The 18,150-nt window shown below is 43.3% G+C and carries 13 protein-coding genes; 9 read left to right on the top strand and 4 right to left on the bottom strand.

What is annotated here, in order from left to right; translation table 11 throughout:
- Positions 1 to 44: 44 nt before the first annotated feature.
- Positions 45 to 380 (bottom strand): hypothetical protein, encoded by a 336-nt coding sequence (locus IPM48_07725; protein MBK9271471.1) that lies wholly within the window; start codon positions 378 to 380, stop codon positions 45 to 47.
- A gap of 151 nt (positions 381 to 531) precedes the next feature.
- Between IPM48_07725 and IPM48_07720 the strand changes: the two genes are divergently transcribed.
- Entirely contained in the window at positions 532 to 1,575 is a 1,044-nt protein-coding gene (locus IPM48_07720) for an IS481 family transposase (GenBank protein ID MBK9271470.1), read from the top strand.
- A gap of 8 nt (positions 1,576 to 1,583) precedes the next feature.
- Positions 1,584 to 1,763 carry a hypothetical protein gene (locus IPM48_07715; GenBank protein ID MBK9271469.1) on the top strand — a complete coding sequence of 60 codons (180 nt, stop codon included), beginning with the start codon at positions 1,584 to 1,586 and terminating at the stop codon, positions 1,761 to 1,763.
- A 177-nt stretch (positions 1,764 to 1,940) separates the two neighbouring features.
- Here the strand turns inward: IPM48_07715 and IPM48_07710 are convergent, their stop codons facing one another.
- The 3 genes from IPM48_07710 to IPM48_07700 form a co-directional block, all read right to left on the bottom strand.
- Positions 1,941 to 7,352 (bottom strand): HYR domain-containing protein, encoded by a 5,412-nt coding sequence (locus IPM48_07710; GenBank protein ID MBK9271468.1) that lies wholly within the window; start codon positions 7,350 to 7,352, stop codon positions 1,941 to 1,943.
- 186 nt (positions 7,353 to 7,538) lie between these two features.
- The gene (locus IPM48_07705) at positions 7,539 to 10,481 is read right to left on the bottom strand and encodes a T9SS type A sorting domain-containing protein (protein ID MBK9271467.1); all 2,943 of its coding nucleotides are present in this window, start codon (positions 10,479 to 10,481) and stop codon (positions 7,539 to 7,541) included.
- On the bottom strand, positions 10,472 to 13,297 hold the full coding sequence (locus IPM48_07700; GenBank protein ID MBK9271466.1) for a hypothetical protein: 2,826 nt from the start codon (positions 13,295 to 13,297) through the stop codon (positions 10,472 to 10,474). Before IPM48_07700 ends, IPM48_07705 begins: the two co-directional genes overlap by 10 nt.
- A gap of 564 nt (positions 13,298 to 13,861) precedes the next feature.
- Here IPM48_07700 and IPM48_07695 point away from each other — a divergent pair.
- From IPM48_07695 to IPM48_07665, 7 genes are all read left to right on the top strand, one after another.
- Positions 13,862 to 14,677: a MotA/TolQ/ExbB proton channel family protein gene (locus IPM48_07695; GenBank protein ID MBK9271465.1), complete on the top strand. Its 816-nt coding sequence runs from the start codon at positions 13,862 to 13,864 to the stop codon at positions 14,675 to 14,677.
- A gap of 42 nt (positions 14,678 to 14,719) precedes the next feature.
- On the top strand, positions 14,720 to 15,325 hold the full coding sequence (locus IPM48_07690) for a biopolymer transporter ExbD (GenBank protein MBK9271464.1): 606 nt from the start codon (positions 14,720 to 14,722) through the stop codon (positions 15,323 to 15,325).
- 33 nt (positions 15,326 to 15,358) lie between these two features.
- Positions 15,359 to 15,931 (top strand): biopolymer transporter ExbD, encoded by a 573-nt coding sequence (locus IPM48_07685; GenBank protein MBK9271463.1) that lies wholly within the window; start codon positions 15,359 to 15,361, stop codon positions 15,929 to 15,931.
- Between the two features lie 46 nt (positions 15,932 to 15,977).
- Positions 15,978 to 16,796 (top strand): energy transducer TonB, encoded by an 819-nt coding sequence (locus IPM48_07680; protein MBK9271462.1) that lies wholly within the window; start codon positions 15,978 to 15,980, stop codon positions 16,794 to 16,796.
- Positions 16,797 to 16,895: 99 nt separating this feature from the next.
- On the top strand, positions 16,896 to 17,318 hold the full coding sequence (locus tag IPM48_07675) for an energy transducer TonB (GenBank protein MBK9271461.1): 423 nt from the start codon (positions 16,896 to 16,898) through the stop codon (positions 17,316 to 17,318).
- 44 nt (positions 17,319 to 17,362) lie between these two features.
- On the top strand, positions 17,363 to 17,575 hold the full coding sequence (locus tag IPM48_07670) for a hypothetical protein (GenBank protein ID MBK9271460.1): 213 nt from the start codon (positions 17,363 to 17,365) through the stop codon (positions 17,573 to 17,575).
- Between the two features lie 228 nt (positions 17,576 to 17,803).
- The gene (locus IPM48_07665) at positions 17,804 to 18,136 is read left to right on the top strand and encodes a winged helix-turn-helix transcriptional regulator (protein ID MBK9271459.1); all 333 of its coding nucleotides are present in this window, start codon (positions 17,804 to 17,806) and stop codon (positions 18,134 to 18,136) included.
- Positions 18,137 to 18,150: the final 14 nt, after the last annotated feature.

Here is an 18,150-nt window from a genome sequence, read left to right as displayed (position 1 = left end):
CTTGTAAAATTAAATTTGTTATAAACGCACCCTTAAGTACATTATTAGGGAATGAAAAATGGGACATAATGCAGATTTTTGTAGATTATGGGATTTAGCTCTTTCCGATTAATATTAATTCCGGAAACGAAATCTGATTTTACAAACTCATAAAATAAAAGAATCACACCATCGAGTGAATGGTGAAATTTCACTAGTAAATTGAAGAGTAGCGTAAAATATGGGATTCCTGAAAGCAGATCTACCTTAACTTTTATAATTGCTTTATAAAAGTCTCCAATGTATAACCTACCAATATCTGAATAATGATTCATGATATGCTTAACATGGAAACCAATTCCTTCAATCGGGTTTGGATCCATGCACTTTTTAAGTTTCATTCAGGCAAAGAAGTATCAAAAACCAGACCAAATTGACTATCAATCGTTTTAGATTATTAAATTAAATTGTAATAGTTTAGACTTAATCTGACAGTTAGTGATTAATTTTAAGTTGTCAAAAATAATTAATTAACCACTAAACTGTCAGAAAATGAAATTAGAAACAAAATTAATCAAAACTAAATTGGGATTAGTCCATTTAGCAGAAAAATTGGGAAATGTATCTCAAGCTTGTAAAATAATGGGGTATTCCAGGGATAGTTTTTACAGGATTAAAGAGATGTATGACACAGGAGGCGAAATGGCCTTAATCGAAGTCAGCAGGAGCAAACCACTGGTCAAGAATCGAGTGGCTCCCGAAGTAGAGAAAGCAGTTGTTGATATGGCTATTGACAATCCAGCTTTTGGACAAGTAAGGGTTGCAAATGAGCTTGTTAAGAGAGGAATATTTGTATCCCCTTGTGGAGTTCGTTGTGTTTGGTTGAGGCACGATCTGGAGACCTTCCAAAAGAGATTAAAGGCCCTCGAAGCCAAAGTGGCCCAGGATGGAATAATTCTTACAGAAGCCCAAGTTGTAGCCTTGGAGCGTAAGAAAGAAAAATTGGAATCTCAAGGTGAAATTGAAACATATCATCCGGGCTATCTGGGAGCTCAGGATACTTATTATATTGGCAATATCAAAGGCGTTGGTCGTATCTATCAACAAACCTACATTGACACTTACTCTAAGGTAGTTCTGGCAAAAATCTATGATCGTAAAAATGCTCTTGTAGCAGCCGATTTGCTAAACGATAAAGTCCTGCCATTTTATGAACATGAGCAAATCAGGCTACTCAGGATACTGACCGATCGTGGCACGGAATACTGTGGAAAAAGAGAATATCATGAGTACGAACTTTATCTGAGTTTGGAGGATATTGAACATACTAAGATCAAAGCACGACACCCACAGACTAATGGTATCTGTGAAAGATTCCACCGCACCATTCAAAATGAATTTTATGCCATTACCTTCCGTAAAAAGTTATACAAATCTATTGAAGAGCTACAGGCTGACTTGGAGGATTGGCTACATTACTATAATTCGGACAGACCTCATTCCGGAAAATATTGCTTTGGCAAAACTCCTATGCAAACTCACATCGAGTCAAAAAATATTGCAATTGATAAAATGTTAGAAACTCATTTTGAATAAAGAAGATCATGAATAGAGTAATTCAACGCGTAAACGTCAACAAACTAAATTGTGGAGTAAATGTCAAGAGTTCCGAAGGAACTTGCCTCGCTCTTGACTTTTACGGAACAATTGTTACTTTTGTTGAAGCGTTGGATTATTCTTTTTTATCGCCAACTGTCAGATCAAGTCTAGGTTATTACAATTAAATATTTAATATTTGTACATGCTTGTTGCCGTATATTTTATATAACTGAATTTTTTTATCACTGATACAGTCTCTTGGTTATGAATGATTTCCTTACCAATTCAAAATCCTCTTTTTCTACAAAAAAAAAGGCGGAATTTCTTCCGCCCTTTTTCATGTTGTTTATTGTATCCCCGGATTACTCCAGGATCAGCATCTTCCTGGTCTGCGTGTTGCTTTCATAATCTGCCTGATAGTAATACACTCCTGAACTGCTCAAGATACCAGCTTCCAGAATCCATTCCTGATAGCCTTTGCTCATTTCTCTTTCTGCCTTCAGATGCACCCTTCCCGTCGCATCATAGATCGTAAGTCTGACCGTACCTGCCCTTGGCAACAACAAGCCAATCGAGGTCTGTTCTTTCCATGGGTTGGGTTCGTTTTGCATCAGCACAAACTCTTTCTCCAACAGACCCCTGCTGCGCAGTTCGATTCTTCCTTCTGTCTGATTGGCATCGATGCTCATCGAGACTGTGATCGTGGAATTCAATCGAAGCATGTCTGACAATCTGCCATCCCTTGCCGCACGAATTTTGATGCTCCACAATCTCTCCTCATTTTTTGATTGCCCATCCCAGCTCATGCTCACACGTCCACTGTTCAACGCGTGCAGACTGTAATGCTCTTCTCCAAAATCATTGTGGCGGTTGGGACTCAACTCCACAATCTGACCAAACTCCGGACTTAGCTCCAGGGTCGTCTGGAATCCTGCAAACTGCTCGATGTTGCTCGACACCAGCTGTATCTCGTACAACTCCCCTTGCTTCATTTCAACATCTGCATAATTCAGATCCAATGTCTTGCCCGTACGGCTGCTCACTCCATTGGCTCCTCTGGTGCGCGCTGATTCATTCACATCTCCCACCTTGATCGCCACAAAGTCCGCTTTCAAATCACTGTTCAAATAACTGATCTTGTATGCTTCCGGATGAATGTCCTCCAATGCTTCTGCCGCATTGACAAAACTATAACTCACCGGTACAAATCTCCAGCTCGTATTCCCTTTGATTTCTGTCGCACTACCCAAGATCAATTTTCTCAAATCTGATATGTCTCTTGCTGTAACTGACTTGCTCCTGTTGACATCTGCTGCTATCATCTGATATGGACTCGTCATCTCTTCCACTCCCAGTATATGTTTCTGGATCCTGATGATGTCGGCTGTCGTCACTCCATTGCTCCAATCGTCATTCTTCTCCGGCTTCACCTCATAACTTCCTCCCGTCGGCATCGGTGAAAATGCATATCTGCCTTCGTAATTGGTCTTCACTTTTTGCAGTGCACTGGTCTCCAGACTCACCTGTGTCTCCTCTACCTCCCGGTCTGCCTCCGTCCGGATCAATCCACTCACAACCACATCTTTCAGATTGCCCGGACAGGCAGGTGGTATCTGCGGATTGTCCTGGATGATGATGATCGTCCTGCAGAAGGATTGATTGCCGTTGATGTCCGTCACCCACAACTCCACTTCTCTTGGACCTAAGCTGTCGCAATTGTAAAATCTCACCTTGTCTGTCGTATCCGAACTAAAGCTAAACACGATGTCATAACCGCAGCCGTGCTCTGAGTTGACATTGATGTCACTGGCCCACACTTCTGCCATCTTTGTCTCCGGTATGCCGTCGCCATCCAGATCCATTGCCGTCAATCCGATGCTCAGATCTCTGTGACAATACGCCGTCGGCGGTTTGCAATTGATCAGGTTCAGTTGAGACTCACACTTGGCCGTGTTGCCGCATCTGTCTTCCACTTCCCACTTGATCGTATGTCTGCCCAATGGCCAGGTGCCACTCGCCGTACTATCTCCTATCGACGTGCGCACAATGTCGATCGTACCATCGCTGTCCAGATCTATCTTATAGCGATACAACAACTCCTCTTTCGCTGTACAAACATCACTCGCTCCTATACTCAGTCTCACCGGTATCGGACGACATTCCACATCATACGTACAGATCGTCGTGTCATGACACAATCTGTAGATCACCGGATCCACATAATTGCTCACCTTGATCACCTGTGTGTCTATGTATATCAGGATATCTCCACTTTGATCCCGATAACACCAGTCGATCACTTTCCACACCCGGAATATCTTAAAACATGGCTCTCCCGGTACCGTCGATGAAAATACATGGTCCTTGAAATCCATCCCTATGATGCTGCACTCATCGTCGCTCACCACCGGATAATTGTATGGGTATGACAATAAATCCGGATGCAACAATCTCGAATCACAGATATCGCTCGTCTCATAATCATAAGGCCAGCTAATCGTAATATGTCCACTCCTGTGATGATTGTCCACATAGATCCGCTGGGTGCAGCTCGCGCTGTTGCCCTGGTCATCCGTCACCGTAAATTCCCGGATGATCGTGCCCATGCCGCACTGGTTCATGCCACTGCTGTCCACACGGTGTGTCACATTCGGATTGCAATTGTCATACGCAATGCCATCCTGTGGATGTCCATAAATATAATGCCAATACACCGGATCTATTACGATCATTTCCCGATCTGCTTCTGCAGTCACAACATCTCCAAAACTCCTGTCCAGATGATTGATGTCAAAATCAAAACGACAATCCACATCGATATCCGGTGGACATGTAATCCTTGGCATGTCCTTGTCCTGTACTTCTACAAACACCATACAGATCGCTTCATTGTTGCTTATGTCGATGGCTTTAAAAGCTACCATGATCTCTCCGGATCCAACATCGCTACAACAAAACTGTACCTCAGGACCCCAGTCGTCTTCTCCGATCGTACCACAATGGTTTAGATCCATTCTCCTCACTTCAAAATGATGCAACTTGCACTCGTCAAAACTTCCATCGTCAAATACCTCGGCCGGTACCCAGTTCAAACCCGAATCATTCAGGGCCACCACTGTCCTCCTTTCACATACCGCCACCGGTTCTGTGTGGTCTTTGACGGTCACATACAATGTATCTTCTGTCAAATTATAACACCCATCATATACCCGATAGATAATCGTATCCAAGCCTACCGGCAATCTCACCCTGCCTCCATTCTGATCCACCAACACTCCGCCCGGATATACCACATCTATCCGCAAATCATTGTGACAGGCGTCGTACGCATCAATCGGGGGTATGACCACATCTGCTTCACAACTCTTGTGGCTGGTCGTCGCTTCAAAATCATAATGGATGTGCTTGATTCTCGGTCCTATGTTGTCCTGGATCTGTATGATCTGTACACTAAAGTTCTCCAATTCTTCGCTGCACCACCACTCGCGCACCCGCCAGGTACGCATGATCTTGCGTGTACAGCCTATCTTGCCCAAATCAGTATCCACATAATCTACATACACATTGCACAAAAAGTCCACCGTCGGCCAGATCGGCCAGATATGCTGATAATAGGGTATACCCGTCACGTACGGATGTGGATGTCCGTTGACATCAAAAGAATCAATATGGTCGCATTCCAAAATCACACTTTCATCCGGAAACCACACATCGTAAATATCCAATCGCTCCACCTCAATCGTCTGTATGCACGGCTCACTTTCATTTCCCTGCGCATCTCTCGATATCCACCAACGGCGTACACGCTTGATCAGCTCTGGATCACAATGCAAACTCTCCACCTGCTGATCCAATAATCTCACCGTATAATCACTGCAATCAAATGAGGCCGCCGGAATCAAACTGTCGATCTCAAATTGCTTGCAACTCACCCGTATATCCCGACAAATTACCTCAGGAGCCAGCTTGTCCTCTACGTACACATTTCCCCAACAACTGTTGCCGGTTAAAGTATCCAAAACCCTTGCTACCAATGTCTTTCCCAGATAATGTTCCGTAATTGGATTTGAAACAGGATGGTTGTAGTGTGTTAATTCGATCACCACATCTTCTGCACAAATTCCATTGGTTAGCATCATCCTTGGAGTGATTTCAACTTCGCAATTTTCATTCAATGAAACATTGAGATTTTTACAGACCAATAAATTTTCAGCCTTGGGCACCGTCAATTGGAAAGAACAACTCGATGTGTTGTTACAAATATCGGTTACCGTCCATTCAATAAGATATTGTCCGTCTTCAAATGCATGCCCATCGAGGGTACTGTCTCCGTTGATGTTGTTGACCACAGACAATATGCCACAGTTTTCAATGATCCTGATGAGATCTAAAATACCATCTACAACATCCAGTTCACAGTTGCCAACTCCGATAAAAACCGTCGTGTCGACCGGACAATCCAACCAGGGTTTAACGGTATCCATTACCGTGATTTCAAAACTGCAGTTGTTTGTAAACCCTGAAGCATCCTCAATAAACCAATTGATTTGATGACTGCCCTTTGGAAAATAATGACCCTGCAAACTGCTGCTCAAATTAATATCATTGTAAATGCTTACAATTTCGCAATTGTCAAACATGATGACGGGATCAAATTCCACTCCCACCACTGTATAAGGACAAACAAAAGTTTCAGAATATACAATCGTATCGTTGGGACAAACCAGCTCCGGAGTCTCATCGTCTATGACCTCAAGACTCATGCTGCATTGATTCGAATTACCGGCAGCGTCATAAACTACCCAGGTAATCAGATGTATTCCCTTCGCAAAATCAAAGGTGTTTAAAGAGGAAAATCCATTGATGTCGTTTTCCAGATAATCGACGGCGCAATTGTCTGTTACCAACGCAGGATCAAATTCATCTCCCATGGTAGAATACACACACAATCCGGGATTGACCATTCTGACCTGTGGAGGATGACAAGTTATTTGTGGTTCTTCTATATCTTCCACCGTGACAGTAAATGAGCAAAAATCATTGGGCAAACATGCATTGGTCGCTGTCACTTCCACAAATGTAGATCCTAATCCAAATGCAGTATTGGCCCCGGTACCATTGCCGGACTCCTGGGTAGGAACCAAGGTTTTGATGTACATAAAATTAGGATCAGGATTTCCCGAGGCTGTCACAATATAATCTACAATGGCTGAACATTCGCCAGGATCCGTTGTCACATTGATATCTGTTGGACAATCGCTGATCATTGGGCTCTCACAAAGGTAAATGCAAATGGATTCAAGATCAAAAGCTGATGCGGCTTCGACCGCTATAAAATAGGTGGTCCCTGCCCCGAGTACCCTCGTACCCACTTCAAAATCCGCTGTAAAATTATTAATGCAAATCGGTGTTCCACCACAATTGGATTTTAGGACAATGCTTAAATCTGCGTTCCCCATGGCCGAAATCAAATACGATCCGGTTACAGCTGGCGTGTACTGATACCAAATTCCAACTCCGTTCAAAACACATTCATCTATTGCAAAATCAGCATCATTGACGGGACCCAAACAATTGTCAAGCACCAGAACATCCCCTGTACCGCAGGTGCTTTGGCCTTGCATTGGCAGGTACATCCAATACAAAAGCCAGATGAACAGTAAATTTTGAACTTGAAATCTCGGTTGAAATTTAAAGTCAAGCAATCTTTTAATAAAAGAATGTTCCTTGAAACCAAATCCAATGATTTGGTTTTTGTAAGTCGTAGTTTTCATTAAATGCGAAATTTAGAAGTAATCTAAATCCGAATTAATTCCAAGAATGTACTTTTGAGAATAGTCGAAATCCACTGCAAATATATAAATTATTTTAATATTTAATAATTATATATCAAAATAAAAAAAAGAGGCGGGATTTTTCCCGCCTCTCGATTTGCTTTTGCATTTCTATGTTCTTCTCCCTTATTCCAGGATCACCATCTTCCTGGTCTGCGTGTTGCTTTCATAATCTGCCTGATAGTAATACACTCCTGAACTGCTCAAGATACCCGCTTCCAGAATCCATTCCTGATAGCCTTTGCTCATTTCTCTTTCTGCCTTCAGATGCACTCTTCCCGTCGCATCATAGATCGTAAGTCTGACCGTACCTGCCCTTGGCAACAACAAGCCAATCGAGGTCTGTTCTTTCCATGGGTTGGGTTCGTTTTGCATCAGCACAAACTCTTTCTCCAACAGACCCCTGCTGCGCAGTTCGATTCTTCCTTCTGTCTGATTGGCATCGATGCTCATCGAGGCTGTGATCGTGGAATTCAATCGAAGCATGTCTGACAATCTGCCATCCCGTGCCGCTCGAATTTTGATGCTCCACAATCTCTCCTCATTTTTCGCTTGCCCATCCCAGCTCATGCTCACACGTCCACTGTTCAACGCGTGCAGACTGTAATGCTCTTCTCCAAAATCATTGTGGCGGTTGGGACTCAACTCCACAATCTGACCAAACTCCGGACTTAGCTCCAGGGTCGTCTGGAATCCTGCAAACTGCTCGATGTTGCTCGACACCAACTGTATCTCGTACAACTCCCCTTTCTTCATTTCAACATCTGCATAATTCAGATCCAATGTCTTGCCCGTACGGCTGCTCACTCCATTGGCTCCTCTGGTGCGCGCTGATTCATTCACATCTCCCACCTTGATCGCCACAAAGTCCGCTTTCAAATCGCTGTTCAAATAACTGATCTTGTATGCTTCCGGATGAATGTCCTCCAATGCTTCTGCCGCATTGACAAAACTATAACTCACCGGTACAAATCTCCAGCTCGTATTCCCTTTGATTTCTGTCGCACTACCCAAGATCAATTTTCTCAAATCTGATATGTCTCTTGCTGTAACTGACTTGCTCCTGTTGACATCTGCTGCTATCATCTGATATGGACTCGTCATCTCTTCCACTCCCAGTATATGTTTCTGGATCCTGATGATGTCGGCTGTCGTCACTCCATTGCTCCAATCGTCATTCTTCTCCGGCTTCACCTCATAACTTCCTCCCGTCGGCATCGGTGAAAATGCATATCTGCCTTCGTAATTGGTCTTCACTTTTTGCAGTGCACTGGTCTCCAGACTCACCTGTGTCTCCTCTACCTCCCGGTCTGCCTCCGTCCGGATCAATCCACTCACAACCACATCTTTCAGATTGCCCGGACAGGCAGGTGGTATCTGCGGATTGTCCTGGATGATGATGATCGTCCTGCAGAAGGATTGATTGCCGTTGATGTCCGTCACCCACAACTCCACTTCTCTTGGACCTAAGCTGTCGCAATTGTAAAATCTCACCTTGTCTGTCGTATCCGAACTAAAGCTAAACACGATGTCATAACCGCAGCCGTGCTCTGAGTTGACATTGATGTCACTGGCCCACACTTCTGCCATCTTTGTCTCCGGTATGCCGTCGCCATCCAGATCCATTGCCGTCAATCCGATGCTCAGATCTCTGTGACAATACGCCGTCGGCGGTTTGCAATTGATCAGGTTCAGTTGAGACTCACACTTGGCCGTGTTGCCGCATCTGTCTTCCACTTCCCACTTGATCGTATGTCTGCCCAATGGCCAGGTGCCACTCGCCGTACTATCTCCTATCGACGTGCGCACAATGTCGATCGTACCATCGCTGTCCAGATCTATCTTATAGCGATACAACAACTCCTCTTTCGCTGTACAAACATCACTCGCTCCTATACTCAGTCTCACCGGTATCGGACGACATTCCACATCATACGTACAGATCGTCGTGTCATGACACAATCTGTAGATCACCGGATCCACATAATTGCTCACCTTGATCACCTGTGTGTCTATGTATATCAGGATATCTCCACTTTGATCCCGATAACACCAGTCGATCACTTTCCACACCCGGAATATCTTAAAACATGGCTCTCCCGGTACCGTCGATGAAAATACATGGTCCTTGAAATCCATCCCTATGATGCTGCACTCATCGTCGCTCACCACCGGATAATTGTATGGGTATGACAATAAATCCGGATGCAACAATCTCGAATCACAGATATCGCTCGTCTCATAATCATAAGGCCAGCTAATCGTAATATGTCCACTCCTGTGATGATTGTCCACATAGATCCGCTGGGTGCAGCTCGCGCTGTTGCCCTGGTCATCCGTCACCGTAAATTCCCGGATGATCGTGCCCATGCCGCACTGGTTCATGCCACTGCTGTCCACACGGTGTGTCACATTCGGATTGCAATTGTCGTACGCAATGCCATCCTGTGGATGTCCATAAATATAATGCCAATACACCGGATCTATTACAATCATTTCCCGATCTGCTTCTGCAGTCACAACATCTCCAAAACTTCTGTCCAGATGATTGATGTCAAAATCAAAACGACAATCCACATCGATATCCGGTGGACATGTTATCCTTGGCATGTCCTTGTCCTGTACTTCTACAAACACCATACAGATCGCTTCATTGTTGCTTATGTCGATGGCTTTAAAAGCTACCATGATCTCTCCGGATCCAACATCGCTACAACAAAACTGTACCTCAGGACCCCAGTCGTCTTCTCCGATCGTACCACAATGGTTTAGATCCATTCTCCTCACTTCAAAATGATGCAACTTGCACTCGTCAAAACTTCCATCGTCAAATACCTCGGCCGGTACCCAGTTCAAACCCGAATCATTCAGGGCCACCACTGTCCTCCTTTCACATACCGCCACCGGTTCTGTGTGGTCTTTGACGGTCACATACAATGTATCTTCTGTCAAATTATAACACCCATCATATACCCGATAGATAATCGTATCCAAGCCTACCGGCAATCTCACCCTGCCTCCATTCTGATCCACCAACACTCCGCCCGGATATACCACATCTATCCGCAAATCATTGTGACAGGCGTCGTACGCATCAATCGGGGTATGACCACATCTGCTTCACAACTCTTGTGGCTGGTCGTCGCTTCAAAATCATAATGGATGTGCTTGATTCTCGGTCCTATGTTGTCCTGGATCTGTATGATCTGTACACTAAAGTTCTCCAATTCTTCGCTGCACCACCACTCGCGCACCCGCCAGGTACGCATGATCTTGCGTGTACAGCCTATCTTGCCCAAATCAGTATCCACATAATCTACATACACATTGCACAAAAAGTCCACCGTCGGCCAGATCGGCCAGATATGCTGATAATAGGGTATACCCGTCACGTACGGATGTGGATGTCCGTTGACATCAAAAGAATCAATATGGTCGCATTCCAAAATCACACTTTCATCCGGAAACCACACATCGTAAATATCCAATCGCTCCACCTCAATCGTCTGTATGCACGGCTCACTTTCATTTCCCTGCGCATCTCTCGATATCCACCAACGGCGTACACGCTTGATCAGCTCTGGATCACAATGCAAACTCTCCACCTGCTGATCCAATAATCTCACCGTATAATCACTGCAATCAAATGAGGCCGCCGGAATCAAACTGTCGATCTCAAATTGCTTGCAACTCACCCGTATATCCCGACAGATTACCTCAGGGGCTAGCTTGTCCTCTACATACACATTTCCCCAACAACTGTTGCCGGTTGTTGTGTCCGTAATTTTAGCGACAATGGTTTTACCCAGAAAATGGCTGTCCAAAGGATTTGGAATGATATGATTGTAATGGCTTAGTTCTACTTGAAAAACATCGTAACAGGCATAATATCCCGTCAATAACATTTGCGGGGTAATTTCCACCTGACAGAATTCGTCCAATGAAACATTGATATTTTTACAGGACATGCTGGACGATCCAATGACATTGACAGTAAAAGAACACTGATCCATGTTCCCATATTCGTCCATGGCTGAATATACATTGGTAGTTATACCCGGAGGAAACGGATTTCCACTTGGAATTCCCGAAAGTTGTTTGATTTGAAGTCCATTTTCAAATTCAATGATATATCTTCTAAATAAAATGGAAGGAGAATCCCACCAGGTTCCTCCCACAAGATCCCAGAACCAAGCATATACTCCCGGTATAATGCCGGGTTGCCCTACACCCCAATTGGTATAGTTGACAGGTTCTCCGGTGATCCACTTGTACTGATCGAGCGAGGGACTGTACCGCATTCCGATCCAATAGTGATTTTCAGCAACTCCAAGGGTAAATGGAACAGCAGCAGTTAAAAAGTTATTCTCAGCTGCGTCCTCAATGGTTACCAAATGCCCACCCAAAGCTGCGGCGGTTTCATTGGCTTCCAGCCAATGCAGATGATTGGCCGGTCCCGGAGGAGAAATAAAATAGCTGTTTCCATTGTATACTCCAATCAATTGATATCCTGGAAGATCAAGACTGGTCTGGATACAATTGTCTGTGGCTGATACATTGTAACAATAGATTCTTGAACAGTCCATGCTGTCCAAATTGATCGTAGTATTCGGAGGACAGGTAATCACAGGTTCTGCATCCAAAATGGTGATGTTAAAACTGCAGCTTTCTGTACCCTGATAACAATCGGATGCTTCGTATTCAACCGTATGAATTCCAGGTGGTAAAAACGTCCCATTGTTCAGATGAAGGCCTGTGGCGGGAAGAGGCCCACTGGTTTGCTCCAACACCAAAGTGGAATAAATGAACGCATCCATCGTAGCCACTGTTTGTGCACCGGCACCATTGGACGCGACGCGTATGCACAATAGGTCTCCTACATCAACATTGGTGGAGTAGTTACTCAAATAGAGGGTGGAGCCAGGTGTATTTGGCGTGAACTGGGTAAATACTCCGTTAATGCCAATAAAAACATGATCTCCGTTAAAGCCTCCCGGAGAAGGCCCAGTCCGATATGCTCTGACCGTAAATGAAAATCGACCTGCACAACTAAAGCGAATGCACAAATCCCTGTTTCCGGCAGCAGGATTTCCTGCCACCCGTATCGAATCAGGCGCGAAAAATGTGAAGCCTGTGGCAGAAGGTTGTGTAACCCAATTGTTTTCATTAATTGGAGTTCCTGGCTCAATTCCAGAGAAAGTATCTGCACAATAACTATAAGCCGTCGGTTGCCAAAACAAACTGGTATCACAGGATCCGGGTCCAAGGGCAACAGTCATGTCTGAAGGGCACTCCAAATAAGGCACGCAGGCAATGGCAAACTCACCGATGGCAAATCCATTTGCATTCGGACTTACATTAACAATAATACTGGACAACATACAAGACTGGGAGGTGGTGTAGAAGCCAAAATAAGTAGCACCAGATCCTCCGTTCACAGGGATTGGGCCTGAACTCGTTCCATCATTGGCCATCGCGGTAATATTGGCAATGTTAAAGGCATTGCCTTCCGCATAAAGGTAAAAAGCCCTAGTACCCGGTGGCAGGCTGATGGTCACAGATGTACCAGGTGTTAAAGAATATACATCTCCTGTATAACCATGACTCCAGGTGGCCCAATTTACACCTACTCTCCTGTGCTGGAGAGCCGGAGTAAAACCAATGGGTGGAATTCCCGGAAGAAAGGCCGGAACTTCTGTTTCAAAATTTAAAAGAGGTCTGGTATCCGTTGGAAATGGATTCATTTGAAATCCTCCCAGTGTGATTGGAGGAGCTGCGGTCCCGGGCGAGCCATCAAAAACGATGCCGGCATAGGAACCAATTGCTACAACATTCCACAATAAAATGGTGAGGAAAAGTGTGTAAATCTGTTTTATAAGATACATAGCAAAAAGCTTTTGTGAATAATTCGAGTTTATTCGCTTTTATCCGCTATGATCTAAAGAACTGTTTTAGCCTTTGGGGGGCTTTATTCAAGGGCAAATATACAAGGTTTTTAAATATTACAATAAAATCTATGTATAATAATTCAAAATCATTTGAAAACTAAATCTAAAGTATTGATCTATTGATATTTAGTACAGACAAAAAAAAATGAAAATTTTGTAATATCCTGTTTTTCCGCTGGTCAGATTATCTGGTTCACCGAAGTTTATGCCATCCCAATTCATTTCTAAGCATTTTAAATGTTAACTAAAAATTTAATACTTATATATTTGATAATAAATGAATAAAGCATAAAAATTTTGTATAATGTCATTTTTTAAAATTTTATTCATACAGGAAACACCTTTTTGTAGTCAAAACGTTTTAATATTACGCCTTCTAAGGTTCTTTTCTATTGTAATATTCCACTTTGAGCAATGGTCTAATTAAAAATCTAAAACATTGAATTTTAATATTTTACAAACTTAAATCACTTTCATTTATCAACGATTAATTCTCTGATTATGAGCAATCAAAAGCCAAGTGTAAAACCCAGCGGGAAATTTAGCAACATCTTTGCATCCCTCACCATCTTCACCGCCATTGTGGTGGGTCATTTGATTTATTATTTTATCTTGGGTGATCCCAGTCACTTCCAGGATGGTGACAACACCAAACATCCATTGAGCGGAGATTATTTGGGTATGATGTACAAAGGTGGAGTTATTGTACCTTTTTTGATGGCAGTCTTTATGATCGTGGTGGCTACTGTCATCGAGCGATTCATTACCCTGAGCATAGCCAATGGCAAAGGCTCTCTGCCCAACTTTGTGCATAAAATCAAGAAATTTCTGGATGGAAATCAGGTGGATTCCGCCATCGCAGAATGTGACAAACAGCAGGGTTCTGTGGCTAACATCATTCGCGAGGGGTTGAACAAATACAAACAGATGTCCAGCAATACCACTCTGGACAAAGAGCAAAAGGTTCTGGCCATTCAAAAAGAAATTGAGGAATCCACTTCATTGGAACTACCCATGCTCGAAAAAAACCTGGTCATCCTCGCCACCATTTCATCTGTAGCCACACTTTTGGGTCTTTTGGGTACGGTATTTGGAATGATCAAAGCGTTTTCAGCCATCGCCACTGCAGGAGCACCAGACGCCGTTCAGCTTTCCAATGGTATTTCCGAAGCCTTGATCAATACAGCTTTGGGTATTGGTTCTTCAGCCCTTGCCATCATTTTCTACAATTACTTCACCACCAAAATTGACGGAATGACGTATGGAATTGATGAAGCCGGTTTTAGTATTTCTCAGACTTTCGCTTCAAAGCATTGATCTCCCGGTATTTTTTATTTCACTTCCTAAAGCAATAATTACATGCCAAAGGTTAAAATACCCCGCAAGAGTACGGCCATCGACATGACCGCCATGTGCGATGTCGCTTTTCTTTTGCTGACTTTTTTTATTCTGACCACCAAATTCAAGGATCAGGAAGTGGTTCAAATCGACATCCCTGCATCCACTGCACAAATTCCCATTCCGGACAAGGATATTATGATGTTTAACATTTCTCCGGATGGAAGGATTTTTTTCGGATTGGATGATCAAAATACCAGACTGGGTCTATTGAATAAACTTTCTGAGCGATACGCCATCCAGTTTACCGCAGAACAACAGGATGCTTTCAGAACCCTTGAGCTATGGGGTATGGACATCAAAGCATTGCCCGATTTTCTGAAAAAAGATCCCTCTGAACGAGCCAATATGATTCAGCCCGGACTTAAGATTGATACAACGGGCGGAGAAACTCAGGTAGAAGATCTGATTCTCTTTTCGAGACAGGTCAACAACAATCTGCGGATTGCCATCAAAGCCGATAAAACGACCGAATACAAATCTTTTGCAGCTTTGATAGAAGCCTTGCAAAACAGAAAAGTAAACCGATTTAACATTGTTACATCGGCAAAAACTGCCAGAGAATAATTTTTTTTATCCAGACAATAAATCAACCGAAACATGGCTGAAATGAATGTTCCCGAATCAGGGGCGAAAAAAGGAAAAAAGAAATCGCGATCGAAAAAAATGTCCACCCGCGTGGACCTCACTGCCATGGTGGATTTGGGTTTCCTCCTGATCACATTTTTTATGCTGGCCACCACTTTCAACAAACCCAAAACAATGGAGGTGATTAAGCCCGCCAAGGACGATAACGAAGACAAAAAAGATCAGCCTGCCATTAAAATGTCCAAGACATTTACCTTGCTGCTGGGAGACAACGACAAGGTCTATGCCTATACCTCACCCGATGAGGTGGATGCCGATACAGAATTGGCTGTGGACAGTGTGGATTACAGTCCATCAGGATTGCGCAAAGTCATTCAAAATCGTCAGAAAGAAGTGGCCCGCGATTGGGGTCACCAGGATACCATTTTTATCATGATTAAACCCCTGCCCAAAAGCAAGGTCAAAAACACAGTGGATGTTTTGGATGAAATGAGCATCAATGGTGTAAAAAGATACGCCATTCTGGCTGCAGATGACCCGATTGATTCATTAATCTGTCTGGAAATTAATCAGTCCAGGAAATAATCAATCTCCATGATCCGTTTTATATTCATCAATTAAAGAGCACAACATGTCACAAAACCTTTTGCAAAAATTTGTCATGGACGATATCGTTTTTGACAATCGTAACAAGGAATATGGTGCCTGGTACCTTCGGCGGATTTATGACCGCATCATGTCCAGGTCTTTGGTCATTGGTTTGATCTTTTTTGTACTTCTGGTATCCAGTCCTATGATCTTAAATCTGGTGAGGTCTTTGATTCCTCAGGAAAAAGACGATCTCTTGTTGAAAGAGGTGGTCCTGGCCGAGCCGCCTCCCATTGACCCCAATAAAGAACCTCCTCCTCCTCCTCCAAAAGTAGATCCTCCTCCTATCAAGGATCAGATTAGATTTGTTCCTCCCAAGGTCATGAAAGATGAAGAGGTTGAAAATGAAGAACCGCCTCCACCTGATATCACTGAACTTCAGGACAAGGATATATCCACTGAAAACAGAGAAGGGGATGAAAGTGGAATCGATGCCTCACTGGTCGAACCTCCTCCTCCTCCGGTGATCGAAGAACCCGCTCCGGAAAAGCCTTTCGATTTCGTAGAGCAAATGCCTGAATTTCCGGATGGCCAGGCAGCCATGATGAAATTCATCCAATCCAACATGAAATACCCCGCCATCGCCAGGGAAAATGACATCCAGGGCACTGTGGTTGTGCAGTTTGTGGTAGGACCCAATGGAAGCATCAGCAAAGTAAACGTGGCCAGAGGCATTGGTGGTGGATGTGACGAAGAAGCCGTTCGGGTGGTCAAATCCATGCCCAAATGGAAACCCGGAAAACACAATGGAAAAGCAGTACCGGTTAATTTTACGCTGCCCATTAAATTCAGATTGGAATAAGCCCTTAGCTCATATTATTTCTAATAAAAAAAGAACGCCTGATTCATCACTTTTGATGGATTCAGGCGTTTTCGTTGTATCACAATTAAATAACAATCCATGAAATCCATTTTTATTAGAATGTCCCTGGCTGGTTTGTTGCTTTGTCTTTTAATTGCTCAAATTCTGTTTGCGCAAACAACTTTAGAATCAGAAAATCAGAAGGACAAAACACACCCTTTTGTGGATCAAATGGCAGAGTATCCCGGAGGACTGGATGCCATGAATAAATTTATCACCGAAAATTTAAAATATCCTGAAAAAGCAAAGCAAAATAAAATAAAGGGCACTGTCATTCTGAATTTTGTGGTCAATCCACAGGGTGAGCTGGGCAAGCTCAAAGTAGCCGGTGGTATTGGTCACGGATGTGACGAAGAAGCCGTCCGCGTGCTCAGTATGATGCCCAAATGGAAACCCGGCAAGCACGATGGTAAAATCGTTGAGGTAAATTATACACTTCCCATCCTGTTTAGCCTCGACTGATGAGCAATGAAACTTCACCAAAATAAATAAGCCAAGATTGTAAAATGCCTTCCACTGATTATTTGAGAATGATTTTCCAAAGTATCATGGCTTTGGTATATGTGGGTTTGGGTGGAATGATTTTCTTTTTGCGTATGCCAGACTACGAACCCTGGAATCAAATATTAGGCATCCTGTTTATTTTATATGGAATTTGGAGAGGATACAGAGCTTTTGAGAATGGGAAGGAGAATGAAGAGGAAAATTGGAATGAATAGGACCAGGCGAAAAATAAAAATCTTGCGATGAGCCGCAAAAATTATACTGAGAAGTTTTAATTGCTTGCAAATCAAAGATAAAGACTTCAATCAATCCATGATTGAACAGAATCCCAAATCAAGGAAAACCAATTTTTAAAATAAAATAAAGGATTATTTAAACCATTTTGATGCTTGAGTGTCTAGTTAAATAGTTAATCGTAATATTGCAATATAAAAATATTAAAAATGGGAGCTACAAAAACAGAGCACTATTCCAAAGACCAGAATCTCATCGCCACTATGGCGAAGGGCATTGGCCATCCGGCAAGAGTGGCCATCATAGAATATCTCATGAGAGTGGATACTTGCATCTGCGGAGACATTGTCAACGAGCTTCCACTGGCTCAACCTACCGTCTCCCAGCACCTAAAGGAACTTAAAAGTGCCGGTTGGATCAAAGGCAATGTCGAAGGCAATGCCATTTGTTATTGCATCGATGAAAATGCGATCCAGCAATTGCTTGATTATTTTTCAAATCTCTCCTCAAAATTGAAGGCCAAAAAGAACAAATGTTGTTAATTATTAAATCAAAT

It is taken from the genome of Saprospiraceae bacterium (genome assembly GCA_016715965.1).
Classification (GTDB): Bacteria; Bacteroidota; Bacteroidia; order Chitinophagales; family Saprospiraceae; genus Vicinibacter.
The sequence above is the reverse complement of the archived record's forward strand: the minus strand, read 5'-3'. Positions and strand labels throughout refer to the sequence as shown.